Below are 17791 nucleotides of genomic sequence, written 5' to 3'. Positions count from 1 at the left end.
CCGAACAGCGTAGCGTGTATCGCGTGGTACTTATGCAAGTTTGTCAGCGGGGGCAAGTCAGGAGTTCGCATCACCCTGCGTGATGTCTCATATCACAGCAAAGGGACTGGACAGAACGCCAATACGTGACGCAGGCTGCGGCCTATGCCTCATGACGATCCTGACCACCCGCATGCTTTGCTCCCGCCTGAACCCGCATTGCGCGTCAAAGCGCTGGAAACGATTCTGACCCGTAAGGGGCTGATAGATCCGGCTGCGCTGGATGAGATCATTGATACATATCAGAATAAAATCGGTCCCCAGAACGGTGCGCATGTTGTGGCGAAAGCCTGGAGCGACCCGGCATTCAAGACAGCACTTCTTGCGGATGCAACGTCGGTCGTTGCGGATCTCGGTTACTATGGGCGGCAGGGCGAACATATTGTCGTGGTCGAAAATACGCCCGAGCGGCACAACATGGTCGTGTGCACCTTATGCAGTTGTTATCCATGGCCGTTGCTTGGCATTCCGCCGGGTTGGTACAAATCCGACGCCTATCGTGCTCGCGCCGTACGCGAACCCCGTAAAGTGTTAGCTGAGTTCGGTGTTGCCTTACCTAAAGACACCGCAGTGCGGGTCTGGGATTCAACCGCCGAGATTCGCTATCTCGTGCTGCCCATGCAGCCCGAAGGTTCGGATGGTTTGGAGGAACAGGAACTGGCGGCGCTGGTCACACGCGACAGCATGATCGGCACAGGATTGCCCAAGGTGCCATCATGACCCGTGTTCACGATATGGGCGGGCGCTTCGGCGACGGCCCTGTACAGCCTGAAGGTGAAGACGCGCCGGTATTTGCTGAAGACTGGCACGCACGGGCCTTGGCGGTCACTTTGGCGGCAGGGTTTCTGGGGCAGTGGAACATAGATATCTCGCGCCACGCGCGTGAGCGGCTCTCGCCCAAGGACTACGCGCGGTTTTCTTACTATGAGAAATGGATATCCGGCCTGACCGATCTGTTGGTTGAACAAGGCGTGCTATCCTTGGACGATCTGAAAAGCGCGAGCGAAGACCAACCGCATTCTCTTGCCTCGAAATGCCTGCGGGCGGACGCCGTCGCAGAGGCGCTCGCCAAGGGCGGGCCCGCGGACCGCCCTTCGACCATCGCCCCCCGCTTTGCGCTGGGGCAGGATGTTGTCACTGCGCATCCATTTGCGAATCGTCTGGTTGAAGGCGGCCATACCCGTCTGCCTGCCTACGCTACTGGAGCTCGGGGACGAATCCTGCGCCTGCACGGGGCCCATGTCCTGCCCGATTCAAATGCGCATGGGTTGGGTGAGGCACCAGAACCGCTTTATGCCGTTCTGTTTCCCGCATCAGAACTGTGGGCCAATCCAGAGCATCCCGAGGATGAGGTGGTGCTGGACCTCTGGCAAAGCTATCTGGAGCCCACATGAGCACATGTCTGGACGTCACGGCTCCCGAACCGGTCTTTGCGGAACCGTGGCACGCACAGGTCTTTGCGGTGACCGTGGCGCTGAATGAAGTCGGCTGGTTCGATTGGCCCGACTGGGCGGGGCGCTTTTCGGATACACTGAAACGCAACGGTCTGAGCCGCGAATTGGATGGTGGGGATGACTATTTTCACGCCTGGCTTGAAACACTTGAAGCTTTGCTGGCCGAACGCGGTGCTGCCACGCCAGATGTGGTGCAAACCCTTCAGCAGGAGTGGGAACAGGCCTTTCTGACCACACCCCATGGGCAGCCGGTGCATTTGCGACAAGGCGGGTAGGGGGCGCTGCCCCGCCGCCCGTTCCGGGCGACTCCCCCGGGATATGTCTGGCCAGATGAAGCAGGGGACCCGATCTTCATCTGGCTACAAATATCCCCGCCGGAGGCATCGCGCGGCAGCGCGATTTCCGTCTGCGGCGAAATACCAGTTTCCCTGCCGCCAGAGCCCCGCTATACGAGCCGAGTTTGATTACTCAGCACGAAAAGGACCGGATATGGCCAACGTGGTTGTTGTCGGCGCCCAGTGGGGTGACGAAGGAAAAGGCAAGATTGTCGACTGGCTCAGTGAACGAGCGGACGTCATCGCGCGTTTTCAGGGCGGGCACAATGCCGGGCATACTCTGGTCATTGATGGTGAAGTCTACAAACTGCATGCTCTGCCTTCGGGTGTCGTGCGTGGCGGCAAGCTGAGCGTCATTGGCAATGGCGTCGTGCTGGACCCCTGGCACCTGCTCAAGGAAATCGGGACGATCCGGGCACAAGGTGTTGAGATCACGCCAGAAACGCTGATGATCGCCGAGAATACGCCTCTGATCCTGCCGATCCACGGTGAATTGGACCGCGCGCGCGAGGAAGCGGCGAGCAAGGGCACCAAGATCGGGACCACCGGTCGAGGCATCGGTCCGGCGTATGAAGACAAGGTCGGACGGCGTTCTGTACGCGTCGCTGATTTGGCGGATGAAGCGACGCTAGAGGCTCGGGTAGATCGCGCGTTGCAGCATCATGATCCGCTGCGCAAAGGCTTGGGCATCGAACCTGTCGACCGTGATGCGCTGATTTCGCAACTGAAGGAGATCGCGCAGGAGATTCTGCCGTTTGCGGCACCAGTCTGGAAGGTGCTGAACGAAAAGCGCAAAGCGGGTAAGCGCATCCTGTTCGAAGGCGCCCAAGGCGCCTTGCTGGATATTGACTTCGGGACCTATCCGTTTGTGACCTCATCGAATGTGATCGCAGGGCAGGCGGCCACGGGTGTGGGCATCGGGCCGGGTTCGATTGATTTTGTGCTTGGGATTGTCAAAGCCTACACCACCCGTGTTGGCGAAGGCCCGTTCCCGACCGAGCTCGAAGATTCAGATGGGCAACGCTTGGGTGAACGTGGTCATGAATTCGGAACGACCACAGGCCGCAAGCGCCGTTGCGGTTGGTTCGACGCCTGTTTGGTGCGTCAGACCTGCGCTACCAGTGGGGTCAATGGTATCTCGCTGACCAAACTGGATGTTCTTGACGGGTTCGAGACGCTGAAGATTTGCACCGGCTATGAGTTGGACGGTGAGCACTTGGATTATCTGCCAACTGCGGCCGATCAGCAGGCCCGCTGCAAACCGATCTACGAAGAAGTGCCGGGATGGAGCGAATCCACCGAAGGTGCGCGCAGCTGGGCGGATTTGCCCGCCAATGCCATCAAATATGTGCGTCGCGTTGAAGAACTGATCGAATGCCCTGTGGCCCTTTTGTCCACAAGCCCGGAGCGGGATGACACCATTCTGGTGACCGACCCGTTTGCAGATTGATGGGCGGCGACAAAAATACCGGCCTCAGCTACAAGGCCCGCCGCCGCTGGTCTCTGGTGATTCTACTGGTGGGATTGCCGCTTTACATCGTCGCGGTGGTGACCGTTGTGAACTGGCTGGATCGCCCCTCTATTCTGGTCGAGCTGCTGGTCTACATCGTCCTTGGCATCGTCTGGGCCTTGCCCTTCAAATTTGTCTTCCGAGGGGTCGGCAAAGAAGACACGCAAGATGACTAAAAAAAAAGGGCCGAGACATGTCTCGGCCCTTTGCGTCTATAGTTGATTGATCAGCCTGCCGCGCGTTCATTGTCGGGGCGGAACCCGATCAGGTTCGAGGCGGCAAATCGACCGCCACCGGCTTTCTGGATTTTACCATCGCGCAGCAACTGACCGAAGGAACGCAGGCTTTCTTCGCGATTGAACTCATCCTGTTTCAACGAACGGACCTTGTTCATCAATTGCGGGCGCGAGAACTGTTCCTGACCCTCGATGAAGGACAGATAAGATGCCGCAGCTTCGAGCAGGTCCAGAAGAGACTGTGCGCCTTGTTCCTGTGCGAACTGGGCGAACCCGCTTTCCTCTGCCGCGCTATCCTCTTGATCAGTTTTGACTCGGCGGGGGGCAATCGGGCCTGAAATCGCGTCGCTCTGATCGACGCGCTGTTCAGCAACAAGCTTCAAAGGCGCCGCCGCATCGGATTCGGGGCGCATGCTGGTGACCTGAATTTCAGGGCGGCGTGGGCTGACAGCCGAGGCCAGATCACCGCGATAGGGCTGATCCACCGAGGCAGTGTCGGTCTTGCCATCAACTTCGGCAGCCGCAACAGCATTGCGCAGATGCGAATAGGTTTCGCGCGTGTCGCTGGCCGAAGGATCGCCCATCTGCTGGTCGGCTTTTTCCATCAGGCGAAGTACGTCCTGATCCAAGGTGCTTGCTTCGTTGGGCGTTTCATCAGTGCCGCCAGCCATCTCGGCTTCGACACTTGAGATATCATCCAGAAGGTTCTTTTCATCCTCGGCGGACAGAACACCCAGCGCAATCGACTCGTCTGCTTGCTCCGACGCACCCTCATCTTTCATGATGTTCAGGATGCCATCGGAGACTGTGTCGTCCTGGACGGTGGTTTCGGGTTCGGTTGGCAAGGCGTCATCGGGCTGAATATCTGCTTCTGCCTCATCTTCGAAGAACTCAGCAACCGTGGAAAGACTATCTTCTTTCGCCTCAGGTTGTGCTTTCTCTGGCGCTGGATTCAGATCTTCCGCCTTCAGCGCACCGGCTTCAAACGCAGCTGCGACTGCATCGATAGGGGCCGGTTTTGCACCAAGCAGAGAGGTATCTTCATCTTCCGCGTCGGTGATCGGAGCCGTGTTCGAATGCGTGACCACCGCGCGAATGCGCTGCAGCTTGGCTGAGATGCTGTCAGCCGCAAGTGGCTCGGCTTTAGCTGCGGGAGGTTCAACCGAAGAGGGGGTGGCAACGGTCGAAGGGGATGGGGGGCGGTGCGAGGACATGGCTGCATCCTTTGTGGCAGTCTCGGGCGCGGTGTCCGGCGCGGTTCTTGTCGCACGCAGCAGCAGACCGGATTCGTCTTGCCGGGCCTCTACGTGTTGGGCGTTGTCGCCCTGGGCAATGCGCGACAGCATTTCAGCATCCAGTCGAGGGGGTTCAGAACCGAAGTACCGATCATCTGCTGCGATTTCGCGGAAGTAGTCTGCAATGGCTTTGAGTGTTTCAAACGAGTTGTCGAACCCTTCTAATGTGCAGGAAAAGGCCCCATAAGAAACAGTTAACACCTTCTTATTCTGTACCATCAGACACACGTCCTCTACAAACTAACAAAGCCAACTTACCCAGAATCGAGCGCACACATTGGCCTACAGCTCTACATGAACCTATCAATTTGTGGTCTCAATGTGTCCAAACCCAGAAAAAATGATCAATCTGAGAAAAAATGAGCCAATTGTGCGTTCAAACGGCCCAATTGGGCTGGTCGGAGGGGGGAAAATTGGGGTTTCCGACCTGAATTTGGTGCTGAATCGTGTCAATTCAGTGGTTGCGGCGGATCGCGGTGCAACGATTCTGGTTGATTCGGGTGTTGTTCCCGAGGCGGTGATCGGTGATTTCGATTCACTAGATGCTGCGACGCGCAGGTGCATAGCTGAGGATCGTCTGTTTCAGATCGATGAACAAGACAGCACGGATTTTGACAAGGCCCTACGCAGTATCGACGCCCCGCTTGTGCTCGGGGCTGGTTTTCTGGGCGGTCGACTGGATCATCAACTGGCGGTGCTCAATACTCTGGTCACGCGTTTGAATCCTGTCTGCATCTTATTGGGCGCGCACGAGGTGGTGTTTCACGCACCACCATCGATTGTTCTGGACCTGGCACCGGGCGAAATTGTCTCTCTGTTTCCGCTGCGGCGTGTGACAGGGCGAAGTCACGGGCTTGAATGGTCCATCGACAAATTGGTTTTCGAACCAGATGGACAAGTCGGAACCTCGAACAGGGCAGTGTCACAGGTTCAACTACATCTGGATGGGCCGGGGCTGCTGGTCATGGTGCCGCGGGGCGCATTGGATCAGGTCATGCAGGCGTTTCTGTCGGGGCAGACCGGGCGGTGGCCCTCTCTCGCAGTATGACATACAGCCCGGCAGCCATGGTGATCAGGATGCCAAGCGCTGCGATCCCGTTGGGCAGATCGTGAAAGATCAACCAGCCAAACAGGGTTGCCACCGGGATCTCCAAGTATTGCATTGGGGCCAGCGTCGCTGATGGTGCATAGCGCAGAGACCATGTCATCAACAGATGGGCGACGGTTCCTAAAATACCGATGGCCAGTAGAAGCCAATGCGCGTTGCCGGTTGGCATGATCAAGGACAGCTCCCAGATTCCAGATTGGTTTCCCCACAGAATGAGGGGGAGCAGAAAGATCGTGGCCATCACTCCGGACACCGCCTGCAAGGATACCGGATCGGTTTCCTTGGCGATCTGTCGGGTGACCAGCATAAACAGCGCAAAAACCACGGCAACGATCAGTGGTAGCAGGGCAGGCAATCCTACTTCGGCAAAGCTGGGCTGGATCACCAGCAAAGTGCCAGCAAATCCGACAACACATGCGATCAGACGCCGGTGGCCGACCTCTTCATTCAACACATACTTTCCAAGCAGCAGCATGATGAAGGGCATCACGAATGCTATAGCGACCGCATCTGCCAGTGGCAGGAATTGCAGCGCGCTGAACATCGCTGTGATGCCGATGATATGAAGACCGGTGCGGAACACGGTCAGACGAAGCACGCGCCCCCGCATGCGCCAGGGTCGTCCCGTTGCGGCCACCAGCGGGATCAGGATCACCGCTTGAATCGCAAAGCGGACCAGCACCAGCAGCCCCAGCGGAGTGGATTCGCCCAGCAGCTTGGCGATTGAATCGCCAAGCGGTGCGAGCACGCAGAAACCAAGCATCAGAACGATGCCGAAAACGGGGCGATCCTGTGTCATGGGGCGACGCTAACCGTTTCGGATCACGGTGGAAAGCGCTGTTCTCAGCTGTCGGGCAGCGGCTGAACTTTTGTGTAATCCGGTCCGATGCAGGTGGGCAGATCATCACCAAGCTTGAGCCAGCTCAGCTTTTCCTCATGCGCGACATGCAGGGTCGGCTGCAATGCCTCGGGGTTGTCCAGGGTTGCAACATATAGATGCAGCACGTCTGACATCTTGTTTGACCGAAACGAGATCGGGGTTCCGCAATGGGGGCAAAAGCTGCGCTCGACTCCGGGAGAAGAGTTAAAGCGTTTGGGCTCTTCACCGGTCCATCGCCACTGCCCGTCGCGGACCCCGAAATAAGTGGTCATCGGCGCAGCGCATTGACGGCGGCAGCTGTCGCAATGGCAAGTGACGCAGGACAGAACCGGAGGATCGACGTGGTAGCTGATTTTGCCGCACAAGCACTGTCCGCGCATAGTGTCCCCTCCGATAATCTGTCAGCAGTTTGGCACGTTGACGGCCAGGCCACCAAGCGATGTTTCCTTATACTTTTCGTGCATATCCTGGCCGGTCTGGCGCATCGTTTCGATCACCGAGTCCAGCGGTACAAAATGCTGCCCATCACCGCGTAGCGCCAGAGAGGCGGCCGAAACCGCTTTGATTGCACCCAAGCCGTTGCGCTCGATACAGGGGACCTGCACAAGGCCAGCGACCGGGTCACAGGTCATACCCAGATGATGTTCCAATGCGATCTCAGCCGCGTTTTCCACCTGCTCGGGTGTGCCACCCATCACTGCGCATAGCCCGGCAGCTGCCATGGCGGAGGCGCTGCCGACCTCGGCCTGACAGCCCGCTTCCGCGCCCGAGATCGAGGCGTTGAACTTGACCAATCCACCGATCGCGGCGGCGGTCAGTAGGAAATCCTGGATATGGCTTTCCGATGCGCCCGGCACATGGTCAAGATAGTAGCGTATGACCGCAGGCAGCACGCCTGCCGCACCGTTGGTGGGTGCGGTAACAACCTGGCCACCGGCGGCGTTTTCCTCGTTCACCGCCATAGCGTAAACGCTCATCCAGTCATTGATCGTATGCGGCGCGGTCAGGTTCATGCCACGCTCGGCCATGAGCGCATCATAGATGCCTTTGGCACGTCTTCGTACCTTAAGGCCGCCGGGAAGAATGCCATCGGTCGTCAGGCCGCGCTCGATGCAGTCGTTCATGACCTGCCACAACCGGGCGGATCCCTTGGCAAAGCTGTCTGGACATCCGCGCGCGACTTCGTTGTCGCGCTTCATCTGCGCGATGGTTTTCCCACTGGTCTTCGACATCTCCAGCATTTCAGCGGCGGATTTGAAGGGGAAGGGAACGGGCGGGGCACCCTCATCCGTGGCCTTGCCTTCGGCCAGTTCCTCCTCGGTTAGAACAAAGCCACCGCCGATGGAATAAAACACCTGCCGCAAGATCACGTCGCCTTGCGCATCGGTGGCCATCAGGATCATTCCATTGGCGTGGCCGGGCAGGGTGTGGTCATAGTCAAAGACCAGATCAGCCTTGGGGTCGAACGCCAGGGGCGGCAGGCCGTCAGGCGAAACCGTATGGGTTTCGGCAATTGAGGCGAGTGCAGCTTCTGCTTTTTCATTGTCATAGGTCTCGGGTACGAACCCTGCAAGACCCAGAATGGTGGCGCGGTCCGTGGCGTGGCCAACCCCGGTAAAGGCCAGTGACCCGTGCAGTGACCCGCGCAGGCCGGAGAATTCGAAGGGCGATGCGCGCATCATGTCCAGAAAACGCGCCGCGGCCACCATCGGGCCCATCGTGTGCGAAGAAGACGGGCCAATGCCCACCTTGAACATATCAAAAACCGAGAGGAACATGTCAGACAGCTGAGCCTTCTGGAGGAGTGGCATAGGTGGGCGAGGTAAACGGATTAGCCCCAAGCCCTTCGGCGGCGATGGCGGTGCGGGCTGCAGGGCGCGATTCCAACTGCATCAGTATCCTCTGCAAATAGGGCGTATCTGCCAGCTGATACCAGCTGCGATCCGCTTGTGCAGGATAAATCGCCATCCAGCGCATCATGCATCCCACGTAATATGTCAGGACCGAGGGTTTATCTGCGTTCAGCCAATCGGGGGCTTCTTTTGCGACAGCATCCAGCTTTTGCAGATGCATCCGCAAGCGAGGCCGCATCCCGGCACGCAGGGCCTCGGCCTGCGACGGGTCGATGTATTTCTCGGCATAGAACAGAATGCGCAGATCAGCGTGCAATGTGTTCGACGCAAAAAACAACCATTTCAGAAATGGCGCGCGATCCGGATGATCGGCGGCTGGGGCAAGGTGGGCGTGGGTATCGGCAAGCCACAGCAGAATGGCGGCGGTTTCGAAAATAGCCCCCTGCGGTGTTTCCAGAACCGGTATCAAACCGTTTGGGTTCAGCGCACGATAGGCAGCGCTGTCCTGTTCGTTCTGGCTGCGATCGACCAGCACGGTTTCATAGGGCAAGCCCATCTCTTCCAACACCAACCGGATCACCAGTGAGGCGTTGTCGGGGGCGTAGTGCAGGCGATAGGGCTGTGTCATGGCGCGTACTTATGATGCGAGGTCAAATTGGGAAGGCAAGATTGCGACGTATCCGACGGGAAACGCGTAGTCTAAGCGACTTTCATAGCGGTCTCGCATGAATTGGGTCTCGCCGTTGCGTTTTGCATTCCGTATAACTCAGAAAAACCATTCCGGGAAAGCTGCCGATGACCACAGAGATGTCGCCAATCGATACCGCAAAATATGTCGCGGCAAGGCGCGCCGCTGAAATGGTCGAAGATGGAATGCGCGTTGGATTGGGAACCGGTTCAACCGCCGCCTGGCTGGTGCGTCGATTGGGCGAGCGGGTGGCGCAGGAGGGTTTGCGGATCAAGGGTGTTCCAACCTCGACCCGCACGGCGCAGCTGGCACGCGAGGTCGGGATCGAGGTCGTCTCGCTGGATCAGGCCGGATGGCTCGACCTTACGATTGACGGGGCGGATGAGTTCGACGGTGATCTGAACCTGATAAAAGGCGGTGGTGGGGCGCATCTTCAGGAAAAGATCGTCGCAACGGCCAGCGATCAAATGGTAGTGATTGCCGATGCAGGCAAAGAGGTCGAAACCCTAGGCGCGTTTCCCCTGCCGGTCGAAGTGATCCCCTTTGGCTGGCAGACCACGCGCACCCTGATCGAAGAGGTTCTGGATACGATGGATGTGCTGGGCACCAATTGTGCGCTGCGTATGAATGGAGAGGCCCCCTATGTGACCGATGAGGGCAACCATGTCCTGGATCTGCACCTGCAACGGATCGGCAATGCCCGCCAGATGGCGCTGGTGCTCAATCAGGTGCCCGGTGTTGTCGAGAATGGTCTGTTTATCGATATCTGCGATAAGGTCGTCGTTGGCCATGGGGATGGCCGGGTCGAGTTGCGGGACATCAACGCAGGCACGATCGAGATGGATCAGCTGTCGAGTGGCGCGCGCGAGAACCTGTTTTCGGATCTGACGGATTGATCCGAACCCTTACGAAACTTGGCCCTATGAATGAAAAAACCGAGATTTGCGCGGCAAGGGGTTGGCAGCTGACTTTTTGCGCCCAGATATCCAAAGACTTTTTTAGACCGAACGAAGGAACCCGGCATGAGCTTTGACTATGATCTGTTTGTCATCGGAGGCGGCTCTGGCGGGGTGCGCGCGGCGCGCGTGGCAGCAGGAGAAACCGGCGCCAAGGTGGCGCTGGCCGAAGAGGATCGCTATGGCGGCACCTGCGTGATCCGCGGCTGTGTGCCGAAAAAGCTGATGGTCTTTGCCAGCGAATATTCGGGCATGGTCGGGGATGCGCAGGCTTATGGCTGGGACATTCAGCCGGGTGCCTTCGAATGGAACACCTTCCATAGCAAGCTGGTTACCGAACTGGATCGACTGGAAGGCATCTACCGCAACATCCTCAAGAACAACGGCGTCGAAAGCTTTGATCAGCGCGCGCATGTGGTCGACGCGCACACGGTTGAGCTGGCCGATGGGACCCGCAAAACCGCAAAGCACATTCTGATTGCAACAGGCGGTCGTCCGGTAGTGCCGGACTTCCCGGGCTCGGAACTGGCGATCACGTCGAACGAGATTTTTCATCTGCCGAAACTACCCGAAAGCATTCTGATCGTCGGTGGCGGCTACATCGCCAGTGAGTTCGCCGGGATCATGAACGGTTTTGGGGTCAAGACCACGCAGTTCTATCGCGGCGCGCAAATCCTGCGCGGGTTCGACGAAGAAGCGCGCGGGTTGATTTGTGAAGAGATGCGCCAGAACGGCATCGACGTGCGTCTGGGCACCAATGTGCTGGAGATGACGAAAGAGGGCGACAAAATCCGCGTCAAGGCTACGGATGGCACTGAGGATCAGTTTGACGTCGTGATGTACGCCACCGGTCGTGCGCCGAACGCGGACAATCTGGGTTTGGAAGCCGTAGGTGTCGAGCGCGGCCGCAAAGGTGAGATCATCGTGGATGAATACAGCCAGACCGGTGTGCCCTCGATTTACGCGATTGGCGACGTGACCGACCGGGTGAACCTGACCCCGGTAGCCATTCGCGAGGGCATGGCCTTTGTTGAAACCGTGTTCAAGGGTAACCCGACACCGGTGGATCACGACCTTATTCCCACTGCGATCTTTACGCAGCCTGAATTCGGAACGGTCGGTCTGAGCGAGGAAGAAGCGTCGGCTCAGGAACCAATTGAGGTATATGCGACCTCGTTCAAACCGATGCAGAAGGCGTTCGCTGGTGGCACTCAGCGGGTTCTGATGAAGTTGATCGTCAGCCAGGCGTCGCGCAAGGTGCTAGGATGTCATATCGTCGCCCCCAGCGCGGGTGAGATGATTCAGCTGGCAGGGATCGCCGTGAAAATGGGCGCCACGAAGGAAGATTTTGACCGCACGGTTGCAGTTCATCCGGTGATGGCCGAGGAATTGGTGACAATGCGGCAACCTGTACGCACGGCTTGATTTGCAACCGGGCGCACACAAGTTACAAGGGACCCCGTGATCACACGGGCCTAAACGAAGGAATCGAAAAATATGGCGGGCAACAGCGGTGGCCCCTGGGGGGGCGGAGGCTCATCCGGAGGCGGAGGAAATCGGGGTAACAACGGGGACGGGCGTAAGCCTCCCGAAGGTGACGGCCCGCAGATCCCCGAGATCGATGAGCTGATGAAAAAAGGCCAGGAACAGCTGCGCGTTCTGATGGGCGGTCGTGGCGGCGGTGGTCGTGGCACAAACGGTTCAGGCGGTGGTGGCGGTGGTCCGTTGTTCACCAAAGGGACTGTGGCGATTGGCGCTTTGGTTGCCATTGGCCTTTGGGCGGCTGCCAGTTTTTACACCGTGAAACCCGAAGAACAGTCTGTTGAGCTGTTTCTGGGTGAGTTTTCCGCTGTTGGGAACCCGGGTCTGAACTTTGCACCTTGGCCGTTGGTAACCGCCGAAGTCATTCCGGTCACACGTGAACAGAATGAAGACATGGGCGGTGCGCGCGGCAGTGATGATGGTTTGATGCTGACCGGCGACGAAAACGTGGTCGATATTGATTATCAGGTTGTCTGGAACATCAACGATCCGGCCAAATACCTGTTTAACCTGCGTGACCCGCGCCAGACGATCCGCGCCGTGTCGGAATCGGCGATGCGTGAGATCATAGCCCAAAGCGAACTGGCACCGATTCTGAACCGGGATCGCGGGATCATTGCTGATCGTTTGCAAGAGCTGATCCAGTCCACAATGGACAGTTATGATTCCGGTGTAAACATCGTCCGTGTTAACTTCGACAAGGCTGACCCGCCGCAGGACGTTATCGCAGCCTTCCGCGATGTTCAGGCCGCCGCGCAGGAGCGTGACCGTCTGCAAAACGTCGCTGACGCTTATGCCAACCGGGTTCTCGCTGAGGCGCGTGGTGAAGCCGCGCAGGTTCTGGAAGAGGCCGAAGGCTATCGCGCCCAGCAGATCAACAGCGCGCAGGGTGAAGCCAGCCGTTTCAGCGCGGTTTTGGAAGAATATAGCAAAGCCCCTGATGTGACACGAAAACGTCTGTATCTGGAACGTATGGAGCAGGTACTGGGCGATGTTGACAAGATCATCCTTGACGAGAACTCGACCGGCTCAGGGCAGGGCGTTGTGCCTTATCTGCCGCTGAACGAACTGCGTCGCAGCCCTGCAGGGGAGAGCAACTGATGCGTAAGTCACCTATAATCCTGATCATCGTTGCTATTCTGGCCGTTGCCGGTTTGTCATCGATTTTTATCGTGGACGAGCGTGAACGGGCGCTGGTTCTGCAATTCGGCCGCGTTGTTACGGTGAAAGAAGAACCGGGCCTTGCGTTCAAAATCCCCCTTATTCAAGAAGTCGTGCGTTACGACAACCGCATCCTTTCGATCGACGTGCAACCGCTTGAAGTGACACCTCTGGATGACCGTCGTCTTGTTGTCGACGCTTTCGCGCGCTACCGGATTTCGGATCTGGAGCAGTTCCGTCAGGCCGTTGGTGTCGGTGGTATCCCCGTGGCCGAGGATCGTCTGGATCGCATCCTGCGGGCCGAAACCCGCGAAGTGCTGGGTTCGGTTTCGTCGCGTGATATCCTGAGTTCGGATCGTGCGGCACTGATGCTGCGTATCCGCAACAGCGCGATTGCCGAAGCGCAGGCGTTGGGTGTCAGCGTGATCGACGTCCGCTTGAAAGCCACCGATCTGCCGCAGGCCAACCTTGAGGCCACATTTGACCGGATGAAGGCCGAGCGGGAACGTGAAGCCACCGACGAACGTGCACGCGGTAACGAAGCGGCGCAGCGAGTTCGTGCGCAGGCCGACCGGACCGTGGTGGAACTGGTCTCGGACGCCAACCGTGAGGCCGAGATCATTCGCGGTGAGGCAGATGCGGAACGCAATGCAATCTTTGCCGAAGCCTATGGCGCGGACCCGGAGTTCTTTGAGTTCTACCGCTCTCTGACGGCCTATGAGAATGCACTTCAAGGCAGCAACAGTTCGTTGATCCTGAGCCCGGATTCCGAGTTCTTCAATTACCTGGCCTCGCCCACCGGACGTGCTGCACCGGCTGCTGCGGCCTCTGAGTAATGGGTATGATCCTTCTGGCCTTCGGGCTGGTACTGATTGTCGAGGGGCTGGCCTATGCGCTGGCCCCTTCGCTTATTGAACGGATGCTGGAGGCACTCCGATCCCTTCCAGAACAGGCGCGACGGTTATCCGGATTGCTCTGTGTGGTCAGTGGGCTGGTCCTGATTTGGGGTGCCTATCAGGTCGGGTTTTGACTTCAGGGCTTCACGTGGCGGTGATTTCCCCGCGATCCTGAGTTGCGGGTTGCAGCAAACCGACTACATTGGTTGCCTAGAGGGCGGCTTAAGGGCGGTCCGTAGATAGTGACGACAAGGAGTTCCCAAGTGCAGGCACAAGCACGCAGTATGTCCGTTCGGCAGAACGAAGGGTTTGGTTTTATGCGGCTGATGTGGCTGGCATTTGCGGGAATGGTTCTGATCGCTGCGCAGACGGTGGCGGCGTATGCGCGTGGCGAAAGCTTGGCACCGCTTGCGGAACAGATCAGCCCGGCTGTGGTGAACATCACCACATCGACCCTGATCGAAGGACAAACCGGCCCGCAGGGCATCGTGCCCGAAGGATCACCGTTCGAGGATTTCTTTCGTGAGTTCCAGGACCGTGGGGACAACGGCGAAAACGTTCCGCGTCGCAGCAATGCGCTGGGCTCGGGGTTTGTGATCTCGGAAGACGGGTTCATCGTGACCAACAATCACGTCATTGCCGAAGCGGACGAAATCCTGGTGGAGTTCTTCCCGGGCGATGGTCAGCCTAAGAAAGAGCTACCCGCCAAAGTGATCGGCACCGATGAAAAAACCGACATTGCTCTGCTCAAAGTCGAAGCTTCTGGCCCGCTAAAATACGTCCAATTCGGCGACAGCGATATTGCGCGCGTCGGGGATTGGGTGATTGCCATGGGCAACCCGCTGGGGCAGGGATTCTCGGTCTCGGCTGGGATCGTATCTGCGCGCAACCGCGCGCTGAGCGGGTCTTATGATGACTACATCCAGACCGACGCGGCGATCAACCGGGGCAACTCGGGCGGTCCGCTGTTCAACATGGAAGGCCAGGTGATTGGCGTAAACACCGCGATCCTTTCGCCCAATGGTGGGTCGATCGGGATTGGTTTTTCGATGGCTTCGAACGTAGTTGTCAAAGTTGTCGATCAGCTGCGCGAGTTCGGGGAAACCCGCCGAGGCTGGCTGGGTGTCCGTATTCAGGATGTGACCGAAGACATGGCCGAAGCCATGGGCCTTGAAAAACCCGGTGGTGCGCTGATCAGCGATGTGCCCGAAGGTCCTGCGAAAGAGGCTGGCCTGCTGGCGGGTGACGTCATTCTCAGCTTTGACGGCGTCGATGTCGAGGATACGCGCGGCCTTGTCCGTCAGGTCGGTGAAACAAAGGTCGGCAAAGCCGTCCGCGTCGTGGTCAGCCGGGATGGTAGCACCCAGACCGTCTTGGTCACGCTGGGCCGCCGTGAGGATGCGGAGCGCGCCGAGAATGGCGAAGAAGAAGCTGAAGACACGCCTGCTGATGAAAACACGGATATTCTGGGTCTGACTATTTCACCGCTCACCGACACGCTGCGCGAAGAACTTGGTCTGGACGCGGATGCCGAAGGGCTGGTGGTTTCGGATGTGGATCAGGCTTCGGAAGCCTATGCCAAGGGCCTGCGTGCTGGTGATTTGATCACCGAAGCGGGCCAACAGAAGGTTGCCACAATCGAAGACCTGGAAGACCGGATGGAAGAGGCAACAGTGGCTGGGCGCAAGTCTCTGCTGTTGCTGGTGCGTCGTGGCGGTGACCCACGGTTTGTAGCGCTCAGCCTGGAAGAATAGCACCGGTTTTGAACTTCCAAGCACTGATCTAAGAGGCTCCGATCCGGAGCCTCTTTTTTTGTCTGCTAAGCGGTGGTCAATCTTTCTGAACCGGGGCTGTAATCAATGTCTAACATCATGTCGCAAACAGAGCGGACCTGATCCGAAACCCGTGTTAGGGGCCGGATGAAAGGGAATATTGTGTCAGAAAACAAGATTTTACAAAACCCTACATTGGCTATCGTCTTTATCCTGATCGGAATGCTGGGGATTTCTCTCAATGACATGCTGATCAAGTTTCTGTCGGGCGGGTATCCTTTGCACCAAATGGTATTCACCCGTTCTCTGATTGGGATCGGCTTTAGCCTTGCTCTGGTTCAGTTGGAGGGGGGATGGAGTATCCTGAAAACCGATCAGCCGGGCCTGCATGTTCTGCGGGCGACGTTTCTGGTGATTGCAAACCTGACATTTTTCACCGCGCTTGCGGTTATGCCTCTGGCCGAAGCGACGGCTGTGTTTTTCGTGGCCCCTTTGATGATCACCTTGCTCAGCATCCCGATCCTGGGCGAAAAGGTCGGACCGATGCGCATTGGCGCGGTTCTGGTTGGGTTTGCAGGGGTGATCATCATGACGCGCCCCTGGGAAAGCGGGGCAGAGCGCACGATCAGCCTGTGGATCTATGTCCTGCCCATTGCCGCCGCTTTCACCTATGCGCTGAACAACGTAATGACGCGGTATCTGGGCGCCAAATCCAAGGCGTCTGCCATGGCGGTCTATATTCAATCCGCCTTCATTGTTGTCAGCATTGTCTTCTGGCTGGTCGCCGGAGATGGGCGACTTGCCGAGGGTGTCGAGAATGAAAGCCTGTTGTTTCTGTTCCGCGCTTGGGTCTGGCCCGAAGGTCATGACCTTTGGTTGTTCGCAGGGTTGGGGCTGAACGCAGCCCTTATCGGATATTGCCTGGGACAGGCCTATCGCATCGCAGATGCGGCCACCGTGGCCCCGTTTGAATATGTGGGCCTGCCTTTGGCGATTTTTTGGGGCTGGGTGATCTGGGGCGAGCTACCGGGCCTACCGGTTGTTTTGGGGATACTCTTGATCCTGGGGTCGGGTTTGTTTGTCTTCCTGCGGGAAAAACAAAAGAACCGAATGGTTGTACGTGGCAAACACGTGCATCGCAGGTACTGACACGCTTGGGTATGCAGAGTCTGAGTTTGCAAAGAAAATGAGCCATATGCCGGGACGACATATGGCTCAGATACAGGGAGAGATCAGTGGACAGATATCGGGGATGATTCTCTGACCTCCTACGGTAACAAGCTCACCTTAGGTCAGGTTCGACCCGTCGTTCTGTGAACCAGATCACACCAAACTACGAAATCGTCAGATCAGATCGGATTCGGCCAATTCGCGCAGGGCTTCGAAATCCTGAATCAGCAAACCTCCGCGCGAGGCTTCAACCACATTGTCGCGTTTCCAGGTCGAGATGGTTTTTGACACCGCCTCGCGCGTGGCGCCGACAAATTCGGCTAATTCGCTTTGCGACAGCGTGATTCGTTCCGATGGGTCATCCTGCAGGTTGGACAGATGAAGCAGTTTGCGCGCCAGCCGGATCGGCATAGGCAGAAAGACCTGCTCGTTCAGCTGTGATCCCATCCAGCGCATGCGCAAACCGGCCAGACGGACCATATCAACGGCCAGATCGGGATGTTCGCGGATTTGGCCCATCACATCGCGGCGGCGCACACGCAGAACGCGCGATGGCTCGGCAGCGGCGACTGTCGCTGTGCGTGGGCCGCTGTCAAACAGGGCAATCTCGCCAAAAACTTCGCCGGGCCGCATGAGGGTCAGCGTCAGCTTTCGCCCGCTCATGGCCAGAAACGACACTTCGAGCGTGCCTGAGAGTATCGCGTAGAGCGCGTCGCCCTCGTCGCCCTGTTCAAACAGGGTTTCCCCCTGTTCAAGGGTCAGTTCGGACGCAAGATCAGAGAGCATCTCTCGAAGCTCGTCAGAGGCTTCTGATAGAAAGCCACTAGAAGGAAAGGCCGTCATACGGGCGGTGAACTCCGGATTTAGGTGCTGAGTGGTGCCTTAACCTTTCATAG

19 protein-coding genes are annotated in these 17791 nt (G+C 58.0%); 13 read left to right on the top strand and 6 right to left on the bottom strand.

The window, feature by feature from the left end; all coding sequences use genetic code 11:
• The first annotated feature begins 144 nt into the window (after positions 1-144).
• The 5 genes from nthA (at position 145) to ACR0KG_RS13625 (ending at position 3514) form a co-directional block, all read left to right on the top strand.
• Entirely contained in the window at positions 145-759 is a 615-nt protein-coding gene (nthA, locus tag ACR0KG_RS13645) for a nitrile hydratase subunit alpha (RefSeq protein ID WP_480547852.1), read from the top strand.
• Positions 756-1433, top strand: coding sequence for a nitrile hydratase subunit beta (nthB, locus tag ACR0KG_RS13640; protein WP_480547853.1), 678 nt, complete (start codon positions 756-758; stop codon positions 1431-1433). Before nthA ends, nthB begins: the two co-directional genes overlap by 4 nt.
• A complete protein-coding gene (locus ACR0KG_RS13635) occupies positions 1430-1768 on the top strand; it encodes a nitrile hydratase accessory protein (protein ID WP_480541017.1) in 339 nt (112 codons plus the stop codon). Before nthB ends, ACR0KG_RS13635 begins: the two co-directional genes overlap by 4 nt.
• Before the next feature lie 214 nt (positions 1769-1982).
• A complete protein-coding gene (locus tag ACR0KG_RS13630) occupies positions 1983-3278 on the top strand; it encodes an adenylosuccinate synthase (protein WP_480541019.1) in 1296 nt (431 codons plus the stop codon).
• Entirely contained in the window at positions 3278-3514 is a 237-nt protein-coding gene (locus tag ACR0KG_RS13625) for a DUF2842 domain-containing protein (protein ID WP_480541021.1), read from the top strand. Before ACR0KG_RS13630 ends, ACR0KG_RS13625 begins: the two co-directional genes overlap by 1 nt.
• Positions 3515-3564: 50 nt before the next feature.
• On the opposite strand, the gene ACR0KG_RS13620 is transcribed toward ACR0KG_RS13625, so the two are convergent.
• Positions 3565-5088, bottom strand: a complete 1524-nt coding sequence (locus ACR0KG_RS13620) for a hypothetical protein (RefSeq protein WP_480547854.1) — start codon at positions 5086-5088, stop codon at positions 3565-3567.
• A gap of 151 nt (positions 5089-5239) precedes the next feature.
• On the opposite strand from ACR0KG_RS13620, the gene ACR0KG_RS13615 reads away from it, so the two are divergent.
• Positions 5240-5917, top strand: a complete 678-nt coding sequence (locus tag ACR0KG_RS13615) for a thiamine diphosphokinase (protein ID WP_480827586.1) — start codon at positions 5240-5242, stop codon at positions 5915-5917.
• On the opposite strand, the gene ACR0KG_RS13610 is transcribed toward ACR0KG_RS13615, so the two are convergent.
• The 4 genes from ACR0KG_RS13610 to ACR0KG_RS13595 are packed head-to-tail and all read right to left on the bottom strand — an operon-like array spanning position 5862 to position 9338.
• Positions 5862-6776, bottom strand: a complete 915-nt coding sequence (locus ACR0KG_RS13610; RefSeq protein WP_480827585.1) for a DMT family transporter — start codon at positions 6774-6776, stop codon at positions 5862-5864. The genes ACR0KG_RS13615 and ACR0KG_RS13610 overlap by 56 nt on opposite strands.
• Positions 6777-6820: 44 nt before the next feature.
• A complete protein-coding gene (locus ACR0KG_RS13605) occupies positions 6821-7237 on the bottom strand; it encodes a GFA family protein (RefSeq protein WP_480547857.1) in 417 nt (138 codons plus the stop codon).
• Positions 7238-7258: 21 nt separating this feature from the next.
• Positions 7259-8635 carry an L-serine ammonia-lyase gene (locus tag ACR0KG_RS13600; protein ID WP_480547858.1) on the bottom strand — a complete coding sequence of 459 codons (1377 nt, stop codon included), beginning with the start codon at positions 8633-8635 and terminating at the stop codon, positions 7259-7261.
• A gap of 1 nt (position 8636) precedes the next feature.
• On the bottom strand, positions 8637-9338 hold the full coding sequence (locus ACR0KG_RS13595) for a glutathione S-transferase family protein (RefSeq protein WP_480547859.1): 702 nt from the start codon (positions 9336-9338) through the stop codon (positions 8637-8639).
• Between the two features lie 167 nt (positions 9339-9505).
• On the opposite strand from ACR0KG_RS13595, the gene rpiA reads away from it, so the two are divergent.
• From rpiA to ACR0KG_RS13560, 7 genes are all read left to right on the top strand, one after another.
• Positions 9506-10294: a ribose-5-phosphate isomerase RpiA gene (gene rpiA / locus ACR0KG_RS13590; protein ID WP_480547860.1), complete on the top strand. Its 789-nt coding sequence runs from the start codon at positions 9506-9508 to the stop codon at positions 10292-10294.
• Positions 10295-10420: 126 nt separating this feature from the next.
• A complete protein-coding gene (gor, locus tag ACR0KG_RS13585) occupies positions 10421-11779 on the top strand; it encodes a glutathione-disulfide reductase (protein ID WP_480827584.1) in 1359 nt (452 codons plus the stop codon).
• 72 nt (positions 11780-11851) lie between these two features.
• Complete coding sequence (gene hflK / locus ACR0KG_RS13580) at positions 11852-12997, top strand: FtsH protease activity modulator HflK (protein ID WP_480827583.1); 1146 nt, start codon at positions 11852-11854, stop codon at positions 12995-12997.
• Complete coding sequence (gene hflC, locus ACR0KG_RS13575) at positions 12997-13893, top strand: protease modulator HflC (protein ID WP_480827582.1); 897 nt, start codon at positions 12997-12999, stop codon at positions 13891-13893. Before hflK ends, hflC begins: the two co-directional genes overlap by 1 nt.
• On the top strand, positions 13893-14087 hold the full coding sequence (locus tag ACR0KG_RS13570; protein ID WP_480541743.1) for a DUF2065 domain-containing protein: 195 nt from the start codon (positions 13893-13895) through the stop codon (positions 14085-14087). The genes hflC and ACR0KG_RS13570 overlap by 1 nt, the downstream gene beginning before the upstream one ends.
• Positions 14088-14237: 150 nt before the next feature.
• Entirely contained in the window at positions 14238-15707 is a 1470-nt protein-coding gene (locus ACR0KG_RS13565; protein WP_480827848.1) for a Do family serine endopeptidase, read from the top strand.
• Positions 15708-15887: 180 nt separating this feature from the next.
• Positions 15888-16874: a DMT family transporter gene (locus ACR0KG_RS13560; RefSeq protein WP_480827581.1), complete on the top strand. Its 987-nt coding sequence runs from the start codon at positions 15888-15890 to the stop codon at positions 16872-16874.
• Between the two features lie 195 nt (positions 16875-17069).
• Here ACR0KG_RS13560 and ACR0KG_RS13555 read toward each other — a convergent pair whose 3' ends face one another.
• Positions 17070-17738 (bottom strand): Crp/Fnr family transcriptional regulator, encoded by a 669-nt coding sequence (locus ACR0KG_RS13555; protein ID WP_480827580.1) that lies wholly within the window; start codon positions 17736-17738, stop codon positions 17070-17072.
• Between the last annotated feature and the right edge of the window lie 53 nt (positions 17739-17791).

Source organism: Ruegeria sp. H4, assembly GCF_056533065.1.
This window is presented reverse-complemented; position numbering and strand designations above follow the sequence as displayed.